Annotated in this window: 12 protein-coding genes and 1 tRNA gene; 10 read left to right on the forward strand and 3 right to left on the reverse strand. The window is 38.4% G+C overall.

What is annotated here, in order from left to right; all coding sequences use genetic code 11:
• Nucleotides 1-11: 11 nt before the first annotated feature.
• Complete coding sequence (locus MCQ_RS00755) at nucleotides 12-1442, reverse strand: aldehyde dehydrogenase family protein (protein ID WP_006922948.1); 1431 nt, start codon at nucleotides 1440-1442, stop codon at nucleotides 12-14.
• Between the two features lie 401 nt (nucleotides 1443-1843).
• Between MCQ_RS00755 and MCQ_RS00760 the strand changes: the two genes are divergently transcribed.
• The 3 genes from MCQ_RS00760 to MCQ_RS00770 all read left to right on the forward strand — a co-directional run bounded on the left by MCQ_RS00760 (nucleotide 1844) and on the right by MCQ_RS00770 (nucleotide 6794).
• On the forward strand, nucleotides 1844-4402 hold the full coding sequence (locus tag MCQ_RS00760; RefSeq protein WP_006922949.1) for a DNA translocase FtsK: 2559 nt from the start codon (nucleotides 1844-1846) through the stop codon (nucleotides 4400-4402).
• A 415-nt stretch (nucleotides 4403-4817) separates the two neighbouring features.
• Nucleotides 4818-5393 (forward strand): hypothetical protein, encoded by a 576-nt coding sequence (locus tag MCQ_RS00765; RefSeq protein WP_006922950.1) that lies wholly within the window; start codon nucleotides 4818-4820, stop codon nucleotides 5391-5393.
• A gap of 18 nt (nucleotides 5394-5411) precedes the next feature.
• Nucleotides 5412-6794, forward strand: a complete 1383-nt coding sequence (locus MCQ_RS00770) for a sensor histidine kinase (RefSeq protein WP_006922951.1) — start codon at nucleotides 5412-5414, stop codon at nucleotides 6792-6794.
• Nucleotides 6795-6810: 16 nt separating this feature from the next.
• On the opposite strand, the gene mscL is transcribed toward MCQ_RS00770, so the two are convergent.
• On the reverse strand, nucleotides 6811-7218 hold the full coding sequence (gene mscL / locus MCQ_RS00775) for a large conductance mechanosensitive channel protein MscL (protein ID WP_006922952.1): 408 nt from the start codon (nucleotides 7216-7218) through the stop codon (nucleotides 6811-6813).
• A 571-nt stretch (nucleotides 7219-7789) separates the two neighbouring features.
• On the opposite strand from mscL, the gene MCQ_RS00785 reads away from it, so the two are divergent.
• The 6 genes from MCQ_RS00785 to MCQ_RS09480 all read left to right on the forward strand — a co-directional run bounded on the left by MCQ_RS00785 (nucleotide 7790) and on the right by MCQ_RS09480 (nucleotide 11390).
• Nucleotides 7790-8881 carry a quinone-dependent dihydroorotate dehydrogenase gene (locus tag MCQ_RS00785; protein ID WP_006922953.1) on the forward strand — a complete coding sequence of 364 codons (1092 nt, stop codon included), beginning with the start codon at nucleotides 7790-7792 and terminating at the stop codon, nucleotides 8879-8881.
• A 142-nt stretch (nucleotides 8882-9023) separates the two neighbouring features.
• Nucleotides 9024-9100, forward strand: a tRNA-His gene (locus MCQ_RS00790).
• 583 nt (nucleotides 9101-9683) lie between these two features.
• Nucleotides 9684-10280 (forward strand): site-specific DNA-methyltransferase, encoded by a 597-nt coding sequence (locus tag MCQ_RS00795; RefSeq protein ID WP_006922955.1) that lies wholly within the window; start codon nucleotides 9684-9686, stop codon nucleotides 10278-10280.
• Nucleotides 10281-10366: 86 nt separating this feature from the next.
• On the forward strand, nucleotides 10367-10693 hold the full coding sequence (locus tag MCQ_RS00800) for a hypothetical protein (protein ID WP_006925633.1): 327 nt from the start codon (nucleotides 10367-10369) through the stop codon (nucleotides 10691-10693).
• A 17-nt stretch (nucleotides 10694-10710) separates the two neighbouring features.
• A complete protein-coding gene (locus MCQ_RS09160) occupies nucleotides 10711-11166 on the forward strand; it encodes an ApeI family dehydratase (protein WP_006922957.1) in 456 nt (151 codons plus the stop codon).
• Nucleotides 11154-11390: a hypothetical protein gene (locus MCQ_RS09480; RefSeq protein ID WP_006922958.1), complete on the forward strand. Its 237-nt coding sequence runs from the start codon at nucleotides 11154-11156 to the stop codon at nucleotides 11388-11390. The genes MCQ_RS09160 and MCQ_RS09480 overlap by 13 nt, the downstream gene beginning before the upstream one ends.
• A gap of 428 nt (nucleotides 11391-11818) precedes the next feature.
• Here the strand turns inward: MCQ_RS09480 and MCQ_RS09270 are convergent, their stop codons facing one another.
• Nucleotides 11819-12151 (reverse strand): hypothetical protein, encoded by a 333-nt coding sequence (locus MCQ_RS09270; protein ID WP_199805778.1) that lies wholly within the window; start codon nucleotides 12149-12151, stop codon nucleotides 11819-11821.
• Nucleotides 12152-13072: 921 nt separating this feature from the next.
• Here MCQ_RS09270 and MCQ_RS00815 point away from each other — a divergent pair.
• Nucleotides 13073-14500 (forward strand): glutamine synthetase family protein, encoded by a 1428-nt coding sequence (locus MCQ_RS00815; protein WP_006922959.1) that lies wholly within the window; start codon nucleotides 13073-13075, stop codon nucleotides 14498-14500.
• Nucleotides 14501-14511 lie beyond the last annotated feature (11 nt).

Consider the following 14511-nt stretch of genomic DNA (forward strand, 5'->3'; position numbering starts at 1 on the left):
ATAAGATTATTTTACCAATATGAAATTGCTTTGGTATCGAGGAATTCTTTAATTCCCCATCGTCCGCCTTCACGGGCACGTCCAGAAAACTTTACGCCTCCAAAGTAACTACCATCGGGTAATCCATGTCCGTTAATTTCTACCATACCAGACCGTAGTTGCACAGCTATACGACGGCATTTGCTTCGATCTTGCGATTGTATATAGTTTGTAAGACCATACTCAGTATCATTGGCTAAAGCTACGGCTTCATCTTCTGTATTAAAGGGAAGAATAGACAGGACCGGACCAAAGATTTCTTCTCTAAAAATACGCATACTAGATTTCACATTGGCAAAGACGGTTGGACGTACATAATAACCGCGTTCCATTCCCATCGGTAAACCAGTTCCACCTGCGACAAGTGTTGCACCTTCATCAATTCCGGATTGGATAAGATCTTGAATTTTTTCGTATTGTTGTTTTGAAACTACGGGACCAATATGATTTCCTACTTGGTGGCTTGGGCCTACCTTTGTTTGTTCGGCGATATCTTTGGCTATTTCGATAGCTTTTTCATAGATGGTTTGTTCCACAAGCATACGTGTTGGCGCATTACAGCTTTGCCCACTATTATAGAAGCAGTGGTGTACACCACGTTGAATAGCGTCTGTATCGGCGTCAGCAAAGATGATATTAGCGCCTTTGCCTCCAAGTTCTAGACAGACTCGTTTTAAAGTGTTGCTGGCATTTTTAGAAATATCTTTTCCTGCTCTGGTGGATCCAGTAAAACTGATCATTTCCAGATCTGGATGAGCAGAGAGGTAAGAGCCGACATTTTTTCCATCACCATTGATCAAATTAAAAACGCCGGCAGGTAAGGCGGCTTCATCTAAAATTTCAGCAAAGAGCATAGCAGAAAGAGGAGCAATTTCTGAGGGTTTCAAAACCATAGTACAGCCAGCTAAGAGAGCAGGAATAACTTTAAGAGTTATTTGGTTCATCGGCCAATTCCAAGGAGTAATCAATCCTACGACGCCGATAGGGTCATAATGAAGAATCGCTTTCTCATTGTCTTCTATTAAAAGACCTTGGAACGAAAACTCTTTGTAAGCTTTGATAAAGTTGCGAATATGGTCACTGCCGGTTGCGGTCTGCGCATTGAGCGCCATATCAATAGGTGCTCCCATTTCCATTGAAATGGCTTGTGCCATATCTTCTGAGCGTTTTTCATAGATTTCTAAAATTTTTTCAACGAAACTAAGACGTTCACTGGGCAAGGTTTTTTTCCAATTTGGAAAAGCTTTTTTAGCAGCGTTAATTGCTTTATCTGCATCTGTTGTATTGCCCATGCTAATGACAGCACAAGCTTCTTCTGTTGATGGGTCAATGACGTGTAAATCGTGAGGAGTGCTCGGATCATCCCATAAACCATTAATATAAAATTTCCGCTTATTAAACATAATGCACTCCCTACTTTTTTATTTTTGTATTGTTAAATGATGTTCTATTTGAACCTTTTTTAATAAGGATAACAAGGATAATCTTATCAAAGGTAAAGAAATTGGACTGTTTTATAACAATGAGGCATGGAGCATTGAAAAAGTAGGACTTAACTCTTTGTATTATTTTTACTAATCTTCTATAAGAAATTTTTCTTTAAAACCAACGAAGTACAGCTGTATAACACTATGAATTTTATCATTTACACAGCAAGAATAAAGGGAAAATTATAGAGAGAAATTATATTATTTTTTAAAAAAAAGTGACAGCCAGCAAAAGGTTATTAACCTTCGTACTGTAGTCTCTATCCATTCTTTTTGAAGAAGCAAGTGTTCTTATTGCTATAATTTTGTTGGGTGTCATGCATAGTTCGAAAACAAAATCCATTTCTACATCTTTTTTTTCTGATGAGAGTGCACAAGGTGCATCAGAAAGAGATTCATCTACTAATATTGCTGAAATATTTTCTTATCCAGAAGTATGGAAAAAGGCATTCATGCTTGGACAGAATGTGCGTTTTACACGAACACCAGAAGTGGAAATTTTGCGTCGTCGTATAGAAACAGATCCAGTTTTTGCGAAACAGTTTCAAGTCTTTACGAAGCAAGAAAGAAAAAAGCTTACGAACATTATACATTGTAACAAGAAAACAAAAAATTTCCCATCGACCAAAAGAGTGATTAATCCGCGATCTATAGAGAATAAAGCGTCAATTTGTCATTCAGCAGTTTTGGAGCAGTTGTCACGACAAACTGTTAATACGCCGGTTGAGGAGGATGCAGGAAAGCATAAATTACAAGTAAAAAATGTGGTGCAAAAAACAAAGGCTGTTGTTCATCTTTCTGATGATGCATTTTTTGAGTGTGAATCCTTTATGCTAGAACAGATTGACACTAAAATTTCAGAAAAAGATGTAACACGGATTGATTTTGTAAGTGATGAGGTTGCACTGAATACGGCTTCTGCTTTTGATGAGTCAATTACTGCTCTTTATCGTGTTCTTGAATATCGTTTTCCGCAATTTTACGATTCCATTACATCAGAAGCTCCAACGGAGAATAATCAGGGCATTGAGCAAATTTCTAATTTAATACATGCAAAGAATACTACTGTTAAAGAGCCTCAAAAGTGTCATTCTAAGTCTCAGCTTGTTGTAGAAGATTCTGCTCATAATTTAAGCGCAGCAGGGGCTGCTATGGAGCCTCAAAATACCAATAATATTTCCGGTTGTATAACAGAAGGTATAGCGAAGAGTTCAGAAGATTTATCTGTGATAAAACCAAAACACAAAGCATTGCACTCCGCTTATAAGTCGTTAGGAAATTATGATTCTGCTTTTAAGTCAAATGTTAAATCTCTTGACTATGGTACTTATGAATTTCCTCCAATTGATTTATTACAAGAACCTATCTTTCAGGATGATAAAATTATTTCGCAAGAAATATTGGAACGTAGTGCTCGGCTTTTAGAAAGCGTTTTAGAAGATTTTGGAATTAAGGGAGAAATTATTCATGTCCGCCCAGGACCAGTAGTGACAATGTATGAATTTGAGCCTGCTGCTGGGGTGAAATCGTCTCGGGTTATTGGTCTTTCTGACGATATTGCCCGTTCTATGTCTGCCATTTCTGCCCGTGTTGCTGTGATTCCTGGACGCAATGTTATCGGAATTGAATTACCAAATGCAGTTCGTGAAACCGTTTATTTGCGTGAATTAATCCAATCAAAAACTTTTCGTGATAGCCAATTTAAATTAGTGCTTGCCTTAGGGAAGGGGATTAATGGTGAGCCTGTCATTGCAGAATTAGCAAAAATGCCCCATTTGTTGGTTGCAGGAACAACAGGGTCAGGAAAATCTGTTGCAATTAATACAATGATCTTATCGATCCTTTATCGCATGACGCCAGAGCAATGTCGCCTCATTATGGTTGACCCTAAGATGTTGGAGCTTTCTATCTATGACGGCATTCCACATCTTCTAACGCCTGTTGTAACTGATCCAAAGAAAGCTGTGACAGCCTTAAAGTGGGTAGTGCGTGAAATGGAAGAGCGTTACCGTAAAATGGCTAAGTTAGGTGTGCGTAATATTGACGGCTTTAATGCCCGAGTCGCACTAGCCATGAAAAAGGGCGAAACCATTATGTGCACTGTACAGTCGGGATTTGATAAAGAAAGTGGCGAAATGCTTTATCATGAAGAGGCAATGGATTTAACGCAGCTTCCTTATATTGTTGTCATTGTTGACGAAATGGCTGATCTTATGATGGTGGCTGGTAAAGAAATTGAGAATGCTATTCAACGTTTAGCACAAATGGCGCGTGCTGCTGGTATTCATCTTATTATGGCTACACAGCGTCCTTCTGTTGATGTTATTACGGGTACGATTAAGGCAAATTTTCCGACCCGCATTTCTTTCCAAGTAACTTCAAAAATTGATAGTCGCACAATTTTGGGAGAACAAGGTGCTGAAACCCTTTTGGGCCAAGGAGATATGCTTCATATGGCTGGTGGTGGGCGCATTGTACGTGTTCATGGACCTTTCGTTTCTGATAAGGAAGTTGAATCTGTGGTTGCACATCTTAAAAGACAAGGAAAACCTCATTATTTAGCGACAGTAACGGACAGTGAAGACAATAATAATGATTTAGAAATTGCTGATTCTGTTACTAAAAATGTTACAACAGAAAACCTTGGTGAAGATGGTGAAGAACTTTATGTGCAAGCTGTTAAAATTGTAATGCGTGATAAGAAATGTTCAACATCTTATATCCAGCGTCGACTTGCAATCGGTTATAATAAGGCGGCGTCTCTTGTTGAGCGGATGGAAGAAGAAGGTATTGTTGGGGCTGCAAATCATGTTGGTAAACGTGAAATTTTGCTTCATGGTTATAATAATCATCAAGATTCTTTTAAGAGTGTATAATACTAGTAATTTCAAAGCCTGAAGCTTTATTTTGTTTATGAGAATGGAAATTATCTCGCGCTTATTTTTTATTGTGAAATATTAAAAAGATTAAATAGGAAACAACAGAGCAGGAAAGCTATCTTATATTAAAATTATTGGCAGGGAGATCAGATTAAGACAACGAAAGGTCACAGACTGCCTTTCGCATTTTTAGATTATCTGAAATGTAAAGAAGTTAAACAAGCCTTCATGCGAGGGCAGATGGCTTTTTTTCCTTTTTTAGCGGCTATGATTCAAGAAAGGTCTTTTTTTGACCAAGTAGAGCAGGACAAGATACTAAAAGGTGCAAGATACTAAAAGGTGTAAAATGTGCGATTGTTGCGTTGTGTGGTTTAAAGCGCATCGCTAAATTTTCTGTAATTTCTATTAATGTTTGTGGTTTAGGCAAAGCGTTTTTGCTGGATCTTCTAGGGAAGAAGATATTTCTCTTATTGCTGGTTTGGATGGCGCAGTAACGTCTGTTGCAATGATTAATGAAAATACAACTGTGTTAGAGGCTCCATCTCATTTTTGTTCTGTTGATAAAATGGTCAAAATTTTGCTACAGACAATTGATAATGGGGTAATTGTCAAAACCATTTTATCCATAGGAGGTATCAGTAAACAGGTTAGCATTATTCGCTTGAAGGTAAATCCGGAAAGTTTTTTGGTGTTATGCCCGCCATTAGAGGCAAAAGAGTTTGAATGTGAAAAAGAATTTTTTTGTTTTATGCCAGAACTTGTGCCACGACATTTTACTTGGAAAATGGATAAAAGTGGATGGCTTTTTAATGTTTCAAAAGATTTAGCACAAATTATTTGGCATGTATCCTCTTCTATTTTAGGATCTAATTTTCATGAGCTTGCCAATCAATTTAATGATGAACGATATCAAGTACTCAGCGGGTTTATTGAAGCGGCTATGCCTTGGAGTAAACAGGCTGTTCAATCGCCTGTTGATGGTTGTTGAGAGTGGTTTGATGTTGAATTGTTTGCTTTGCCAATTTTTGATGCCAAACAGATGCTTAAAGGGTTTCGTGGCTTTGGTGTTTTGAAGATGCAAGAAAAAGTACAAGAAGGAAGAGCTGAAAAGCCGGATATAAAAACATCGAGTCTTTCAGAGAGTGAGCGTTCAGCTTTTCATGAGATAGCAGAACGGTTGCGTGGCGAATTGAAGTCATCGGTAAGGGGAAAGTCTTTTGTTGAAGAAACGGTGGTTCAATTGCCTTGTGCACAGACATTGCCTGGAAATGTTATAGAACAAGTGCTCATAAAAGAACCAGCAGCGGTTTTATCATTGTTGGATACAGCTACGGATGGCGTTTTATGGTTGGATGGACAAGGTTGCATTCAATCGGTTAGTAGTGCTGCTTTGGTATTAATGGGCTATGAAATAAATGAATTACTGGCACAGCCATTATCATCATTATTTACTTTGCAAAGTCGATCTTTGGTTGAAAAGTATTTTGAGTGGATCCGTTTGAAGGGACAAAATCAGGTTTTTAATCGCGGTGAAACTGCTGATTTATTGACAAAAAGCCATAAGAATATAACGGTTTCTATAGTAATCGTACCTTTGGCACGACGAGATAATTATGCTGTTATACTGCATGATATGACAGGACGGGGTCTACCCTTAGATAAAAAAGCAGAAGAAAATAAAATGGTTGGGGTTGTTCATGAAATGCGAACGCCTTTGAATGCTCTCATTGGTTTTGCAGAAATTATGAGGGATGGCTGCTTTGGTTCAATAGATAATGAGCGTTATCGTGGATATTTACGTGACATTATCTCATCTGGAAAACATATATTATCGCTGGTGAATCAATTACTAGAGTGTTCAAAAGTACATCATTTTGGCTCAAATAATCAGATTAATACCCCCCTTATAGCTGAAGCATTTGATGTGACATCTTGTTTGCGTGCTAGTATGGCTTTTCTTGAAACACAAGCCAATCATAGTGGCATTATCATGCGTATTGTTGCACCGGTTCATGTGCCATTTATTTGTGTATCACAACAAATATTCCGCCAGATTATATGGAATCTTCTTTCCAATGCCATCCGTTTTACACCATCGGGTGGGCAAATTATTGTCCACGTTTCTTATAGAAAAAATGAGCGAGTGAAAATTTCAGTGAGTGATAATGGTATTGGGATGAGTGACGAAGAGATTTTACAAGCACTGCAACCTTATGGTCAAATAAAGCGCAAAAACGGCCGATCTGGTGACAGCGTTTTTGTTGGGACTGGTTTAGGATTACCGATGTGTAAGGCAATGGTGGAAGAGATTGGTGGTCAATTTTTATTATTTTCAAAACCCAATCATGGAACAACTGTAGAGATGTTTTTTCCTGTGTTCCATGAGTAAGTTTATACATAGATATTTATTTTTTCTTAGCTAATAGGTCCCTGATTTCTGACAGAAGTTGTTCTTCTAAAGACATTGTTTTTGAACTTTCTTCTTCTTTCCGGCGCACTTTGTTCATTCCTTTAACAAAGAGGAAAAGAACCCAAGCAATAATAAGAAAGTTGATAAGTAAAGTTATAAAGTTACCATAGCTAATTGTTGCTCCAACTGCTTTGGCAGCACTCAATGTAGCTTGTTTTTCACCGGCAAGTTGAATAAACATGTTAGAAAAATCAATTCCACCCGTGATAAGCCCAATGATTGGCATAAAAATATCATTGACAAGTGAGTTGACTAAGCCACCGAAAGCACCCCCTATAATGACACCGATAGCCAGATCAATCATATTACCTTTTAAGGCAAATTCTTTGAATTCTTTAAGCATTGCGTTTTCCCCTTTGTGTATGCGACATATGGTAAATTTAACTATGGCTTTTGCTAAAAAAGGAAAGGGTCGTTTCTATTTTCTTATAGAGTTATATTACAATATTAAAATTCTTTTCCAAAAGTATTATGATGTGTTAAAGGACTTTAGCGAGGGGCTTTATTTTGATTAATACTGGAGCATCTTATAGAGCTTCAACCTGAAGAGAAGCTTTTTTATCAAAAAAACTGCAAATATATAAAGAGAAAATGTGCTTGATTTATAAGATCGTTTTAAGGCATTTATTATAATGCATTGAAAATAATGTGTATTTTTAGATTATTTTTTGATTTTGTTGACAGATTGCTCAAATTTTAATGCTCTTTATTCTTTCGGAAAAAGAGAGGAAATTATAAGGCAAAAAAGTCTTTATTGGTTAGTATTTGCAAACATAAATTTGATTGTTAATGATATCGTTATTTTTCTTGCCGTGGAGATTTTTTTCCTCATGTAAAGAGTGTGTTATCTTGATCTGTAGTTTTGGTTGTTAAGAAGATGCAAAGGCTAATTTTTATTGTCTGGAGAAAGATTTATGAGTTTCTTTCGTTGTATTGGTCGTCCTGCTTTATTTATGTTGGATCCAGAGTATGCACATCGTTTAGCAATTTTGGGTCTTAAAAGTGGGTTGAACAGTTGTAAGAAGATCGTTGATGAGCGTTTATCTGTAACTGTTGCAGGTCTTGAATTTGAAAATTTTATTGGTCTTGCTGCAGGTTTTGATAAGAATGCAGAGGTTATAGAGGCTGTTTTACGTTTAGGATTTGGTTTTACTGAGATTGGTACAGTTACGCCAAGACCTCAAGTTGGAAACCAGAAGCCACGGCTTTTTCGCTTGATAGAAGATGAAGCGCTTATTAATAAAATGGGCTTTAACAATGATGGGCATCAAATTGTTTATAACAGACTTTGTTCATATAAATGGCCTGGTATCGTAGGGATCAATGTTGGAGCTAATAAGGATACGGTTAATAGAATCGACGATTATACTGCTGGTATTGCTTGTTTTTATGATGTTGCCAATTATTTCACGATTAATATTTCTTCGCCTAATACGCCGGGTTTACGTGATTTACAGGTGCGTGATAGTTTACGGCTTTTGTTAAACGCGATTTCGCAAGCGCGCAGTGAACAAAAAGAAAAGTGCGGATTTCTTGTTCCGATTTTTTTAAAAATTGCTCCTGATTTGTCAGAGGAGGAATTGGATGATGTGGCTGAAGAAATAAAATTTTCTGATTTTGATGGATTGATTATTTCTAATACCACTCTTTCACGTAAAGGACTGACAAATAGTCTATTGGCTAGCGAAGAAGGAGGATTATCAGGACGTCCACTGTTTGAGCGTTCTACGATTGTACTGGCAAAGATGCGTCAAAAATTGGGTAAAGAAATTGCAATTATTGGTGTTGGTGGCGTACGGGATGCTTATACAGCTTTGGAAAAAGTTAAGGCTGGTGCAGATTTGATACAACTTTATAGTGGAATGGTTTATGAAGGGCCGCACCTTGCTGTAACCATTTTGAAAGAAGTTTTACAACTTATGCAGCAAGATGGCGTTGATACTATAAAAGCTTATCGTGATCATAGTACTGAAGATTGGGCAAAACGTTCGCTTTCTTTGGAATAAAATTGTTGTTTTTTGATAAAAAATGTAGGATTTTTTTTTAAGGGCTTGCAAACTCTTTTGATCTTCCTTATGTCACAGAAGATGAAGAGTTAAGTATTTATCAAACAGTGAATACTTATAAGGCATTGGCAGTTTGTTTTGTGCGGTTGTAGCTCAGCTGGTTAGAGCGCTGGTTTGTGGCACCAGAGGTCGTAGGTTCAAATCCCACCAACCGTACCATTTATCTTGTTACGACTGTTCTAATTTTTATTTAGTGCTATTTTTGCTGTGGTTAAAAGCCGCAGTTATCGGCCTTTTTGGTGTTTGAGCCGTTACAGAGCAAAGACCTTGCACGAGTGATTTTATGCGTTTTTTGCCAAAAATGGCCAATTTGTCTAAAAGAGTGAAGACTTGGTTGCAGAAGGTTTTGGCTTATTTTCCCCTTGTTTTTCAATCTTTTATAAAAATAGCACTTTCTGAAGTTCGAATGCACCTCATGGGGTGCAGACAAGATACAAACCGACGAACTTCATTGAGAAGACACTATAAGTAGCATCTAAACCATTGTTTATTATATATAAAATTGTTGTTATGGCAGAAAATAGCATCTTATAATTTATTCTAGCGTAGGGGAGCGCCGATATGACGATTATAGCGGATAAGAAGAAGATAGAGGGCTTGAGCCAAAGCCCACAAGAGCAAGACATAGATAAGTTAAAGGCCGCCTTTCCGCAATGTTTTCGGGAGGGCAAGCTAGATATAGATCAGCTTTTAAACCTTATGCGGTGAATATATCGAAAATGATTTTGAGAATTAAGTTTGAATGGAAAGGCAAAGGAGCAAGTCTATAAAACTTGCGCAAAAGCCTTCTTTGGCAACGTTGCGGCCTAAGTTTGATGAAAGTGTAGACTTTGACAACACGCATAATGTTTATATTAAAAGCGATAATCTCGAAGTCTTAAAGCTTATCCAACGGCCTTATTTTCAAGGGGTCAAGATGATTTATATTGACCCACCTTATAATATGGGGAACGATTTTGTCTATGAGGATGATTTTAAGGACCCGCTAGCGCGCTATAAGGAGGTGATGCGCCAAACGACAAAATCGAATCCCGAGACAATGGGGCGCTTTCACACGGCGTGGCTGAATATGATCTACCCGCGCTTAAGGTTGGCTCAAAGCTTATTGCGTGATGATGGGGTGATCTTTATCTCGATTGATGATCATGAAGTGCATAATTTGCGCAAAGTGTGTGATGAGGTGTTTGGCGAAGAGAATTTTGTTGCGCAATTGGTGTGGGAACGCGCCTATGCGCCCCTTCAGTTCGCTTGCACGATCTATTTCGGATCATACAGGACTGCAACCCAATGTCGATTTTCTAATTGCAAGCATCATGAGCAAACATTGGGCTGTTCTTGAGCTGGGATTGTTAGCTTTTTTCGTTTGTCGTATGCTGATACTTCTCGCACACTATCAATCGCGGTTTAGCTCTCATTCCTCCAATCATGGCTATAAAGCATCGCACCGAGCCAAATTTATTGGGTATATGTCAGAGTATCACCTTAACCGCACCGATGCGTGCTTGCGGGCAAATCGATATTTCTCACTGGGATTTAGCCCATAATTATTTGAAACAGGGCTTGTTACTCGAAGCCTTGCATCAGTTTTCAGTTCGATTCGCCACCGTGGTGGCTAAAAACTCGGATCTCACTTATCGCTATCTCCCTGTTATGGTTGAACAGTTTTTCTCTACCGCCCATTTTGATAGCGATCGGTTGCGCGTTGAAGGACATATTGAACGCATTAATGAGGCCTATCGTATTCACTTGTAAGGCCAGCCCATACGACAATGGCAGGGCCGTTAATTGCGCAGGCAATCATCATTGTCAGTAAGGTCTGCTTCTCTGGCTCGTGTTTTGAGAAAGCCGCTCTTCCATTACTAGGCTATTTATGTAAGATTTTCTCCGTAACCGGAGATTCTTGTAATTTTTCCTTTAATGCGCATCACCCGCTTTTTGATGAACATTTCCCCACCCGCGCCGTATGTTCTGGTTCACTATTGATTGAGATGATTCTGGCTTTGTCTACGCAGGGTAGGGCGAAAAATATCGCATCTGTTACGCTGAAAAAAGTAAAGTTCATTGAAGCAGTTTATCCGGGAGATACCTATCAGTTGACCATTAAACAGGATACAGAGCGTGAACTAGGTGGCGTTTTTTATATTCATACAGAAACTAAAAAACGAAGCACTTGCGGTAAGTTTTCTATCAAATATAAAAAGGAGGATGCGCCATGTTTAACATAATAATCTCTTTTATTCCGTGGAGTATTTACTCCTGGGTTATCAATGGAAACGTTTTAACTCTGGTCGAACGCTCTCTCATCTTAACTGTGATTTTATTGTCCATTATTGCTGTGAATATTAAAATTGTCCGACAGGGAGAATCCGTGATGATTACTAACATTCTGACAGTTATTGTCCTGTTTGTTAATTATTTCGCTGGATGGTCTACACTTTTACTGAATTAACCCACAGTTTTTTGCTATCTGTCACTTGCTCTGGTTTCATTGATTAGCTTGCTGGTAAAGAAACCCTTTACCATTTTTTATGCCAGTGCTGGTGTTTCTGAAGAAAAACGCAAACATATCCTATTTTATCTCATCAATAGATATATTACATGGATTTTGGTAATCATCTTTTTTGCCAATGGTCTTCTCGTGGCTTTTTTTGCATGGATCCCCCAGCTTTTGTGGGTCACTATGGGTTTAATTTGTGCTGGTATTCTTTTTTCTAAATATCTTCCTAATATCATGCAATATTTTTATCGAGTCAAACACCACGGTGCATAATATGTCATTGTTTAACATTCTGACCGGACCTTCTTTATGGGTCTGGATTTTGCTTATTTTTCTCATTACGAGGGGAATAAGCGCATTGAAAGATAGGGAAATGAAGGTTAACTGCCTTTTTCTATTGCCGTTAATCTTTCTTTTTTGGGCGCAAGCGATGTGATTAACGAGCTGGCGTTCCCACGCTGAGGAGCAATCTCAATATTGGCGGGGCTGATGATCGGCGTTGGCGTTGGCTGGTTTCTCTGACGTGCCGCTCCGCGTTTAAAAATCAAAGAGGGAACGGATTTAATTATTCGGCCTGGTACGCCGTTGACACTGATATTTATTCTTATCGCTTTTGTCATCAAATTCACATTGATTGTTTTTCTCAATGTTGAACCTGATTTGAAATATGCATTTGATTTTAAACTTCTTTTTGCTCTTTTAAGTGGGTTCACTGATGATATGTTTTGGGGCGGCACATTAAATTTATATATAACATTTCAAAAGAATCCAAATTAATCCCTATACCATTAGCTGTGGGTGCTTCCCATCAGAACTATCTCAATAGAAGCTTATTCCTAACAACAACGCTGCATACAAACGCAGCGTTGCCTCATAGTTTCGGATTTTTTTGTCTCAGCGCGTGAATACGTGACGGAAGTGATATATCTGACTATGCCCCACTTGGGGGCAGAGTAAGCCTAAAGGTTTAGAATGCTATAAGTTTAAGCTAGCTGGACTTTGAGCAGATGGTTTATCGCTAATGGTAAATCATTTTGTTTTACGATTCAAAAAGAGGATAGTGATGGTCTCATTGGCGTAGGTGGGCAAGAAAACTCTTAGTTTGGCAATGCGTCAACAGTTTGTAGAACTATGTTGTTGAATCCATACGCAAAGCGGTTGCTATGATGGCATGATGCTTTTGTCAAGCGTTATGATATGGTAGGAACCGGTGTTTAAGGGTGCACCTGCGGTCACTGTACGACCCAGTAGCATTACGTTTAAGTATTTAGGAGCGGCAGACTCCGTACAGGCTACGCGTACAATATGTGAAGTACGCTTGCAGGAATCAGTGTGTCATTATTGCGTTGTGCACGCAACCCTCTAGCTAGTATACTTCATTGGTAAGGCTGTTTTTTGAAGCTGTTTGTAATATCTGTGTGTTTTTAAAGAGAACGTTAGCACCGATGTATCGCATGCAGTACCAATTGTTTCACTTAGTTTTTTAGAATTGGCGGCTTTAGAAAGCGCAAAGTGTATTTTATTTTGATAAAGGTTATGTCATCCTTAGAATCAATTACGATGAGGTTTTGCATAGTGTTTATGCATGAATGATTCTAAAAAATGGGGATAATTGTTTTCTGAATTGGTGTTTTATGGCTGTAAGAAATAGTGAACAAATGAAAAGAAAAAAATGTAAGCCTATTGCCGATTTTTTAAAAAACTTACGCGGTGTAAACAATTGGGAACAGGTTTCGCAATGGCTTGCCTTCCGAGATGTAGAAGATATCGAGTGTATTACGCCTGATCAAGCAGGTGTGGCACGTGGCAAGATGATGCTTTCTAAAAAGTTTATATCAGAGACGTCATTGGCATTACCTTCAGCAGTTTTTATGGCAACAATTTCAGGAGATTATCCTGAAGATGGCCATGGCTTCGAATATCCCAAAACGGATGGTGATTTACGTCTTGAGCCTGATCTTTCTACATTAAGCATTGTGCCATGGGAAGATGCTCCTACTGCACAAGTGATTTGTGATCTTGTTTATCAAAATGGGCAGGTTGTTGATTATACGCCTCGGAATGTTTTAAGGAAAGTGATTAATTTTTATACTCAAATGGGTTTGAAACCAGTTGTTTCACCAGAAATTGAGTTTTATTTGGTGGAAAAGAATCCGGATCCGGATTATCCTTTAACTCCTCCAGTGGGGCGTTCTGGACGCTCAATTGGTGGTGGGCAGGGTTATTCTATTGCTGGTGTTAATGAATTTGATGAACTCATTGATGATATTTATCAATTTTCAGAAGCACAAGGATTAGAAATTGATACTCTCATTCATGAAGAAGGGGCTGGTCAGTTTGAAATTAATTTACGCCATGGTGATCCTGTTGAATTAGCTGACCAAGTTTTTATGTTTAAACGAACAATTCGTGAAGCAGCACTTAAACATAATATGTATGCAACGTTTATGGCGAAACCTATTCAGGGACAACCTGGATCTGCTATGCATATTCACCAATCGGTTATTGATCAAAAAACGGGTTCTAATATTTTTACAGAGAAGGATGGCAGCGAAAATGTCTGTTTTCGCCATTTTATTGGTGGGTTACAAAGACATATGCCTGGGGTTCTTGTGATGCTTGCTCCTTATGTGAATTCTTATCGGCGTCTTATGCCAGATCTTTCAGCACCTGTTAATTTGCGATGGGGATATGATAATCGTACAACAGCTTTTCGGGTGCCACGTTCTATTCCGCAGGGACGGCGTGTTGAAAATAGACTTCCTTCGTCAGATGCTAATCCTTATTTAGCTCTCGCAGCTTCTTTGACTTGTGGTCTCATTGGTTTGCAGCAAAAGCTTGAACCAGATGAGCCGGCAGAAAAAACTGTGAATGCTGACAATATTGAATTACCTCGTGGATTGATTGAAGCGGTTAATTTGTTTGAACAAGATACGGCTGTACGTGCTATTTTAGGGGATGCGTTTGTAAGTACTTACGCTGCTATCAAACGACAAGAGTTTGAAACTTTTATGGAAGTGATTAGCCCGTGGGAGCGCGAATATCTTCTACTTAATGTTTAAATTTTATCACG

This window comes from Candidatus Bartonella washoeensis Sb944nv (assembly GCF_000278135.1).
GTDB classification, from domain to species: Bacteria; Pseudomonadota; Alphaproteobacteria; order Rhizobiales; family Rhizobiaceae; genus Bartonella; species Bartonella washoeensis.

Bases quoted from the DNA above. Each gene is read 5' to 3' on its own strand.
- MCQ_RS00755 (WP_006922948.1), bottom strand. From the start codon at position 1,442: ATGTTTAATAAGCGGAAATTTTATATTAATGGTTTATGGGATGATCCG.
- MCQ_RS00760 (WP_006922949.1), top strand. From the start codon at position 1,844: ATGCATAGTTCGAAAACAAAATCCATTTCTACATCTTTTTTTTCTGAT.
- mscL (WP_006922952.1), bottom strand. From the start codon at position 7,218: ATGCTTAAAGAATTCAAAGAATTTGCCTTAAAAGGTAATATGATTGAT.
- MCQ_RS00785 (WP_006922953.1), top strand. From the start codon at position 7,790: ATGAGTTTCTTTCGTTGTATTGGTCGTCCTGCTTTATTTATGTTGGAT.
- MCQ_RS00795 (WP_006922955.1), top strand. From the start codon at position 9,684: ATGGAAAGGCAAAGGAGCAAGTCTATAAAACTTGCGCAAAAGCCTTCT.
- MCQ_RS00800 (WP_006925633.1), top strand. From the start codon at position 10,367: ATGGCTATAAAGCATCGCACCGAGCCAAATTTATTGGGTATATGTCAG.
- MCQ_RS09160 (WP_006922957.1), top strand. From the start codon at position 10,711: ATGGCAGGGCCGTTAATTGCGCAGGCAATCATCATTGTCAGTAAGGTC.
- MCQ_RS09480 (WP_006922958.1), top strand. From the start codon at position 11,154: ATGTTTAACATAATAATCTCTTTTATTCCGTGGAGTATTTACTCCTGG.
- MCQ_RS00815 (WP_006922959.1), top strand. From the start codon at position 13,073: ATGGCTGTAAGAAATAGTGAACAAATGAAAAGAAAAAAATGTAAGCCT.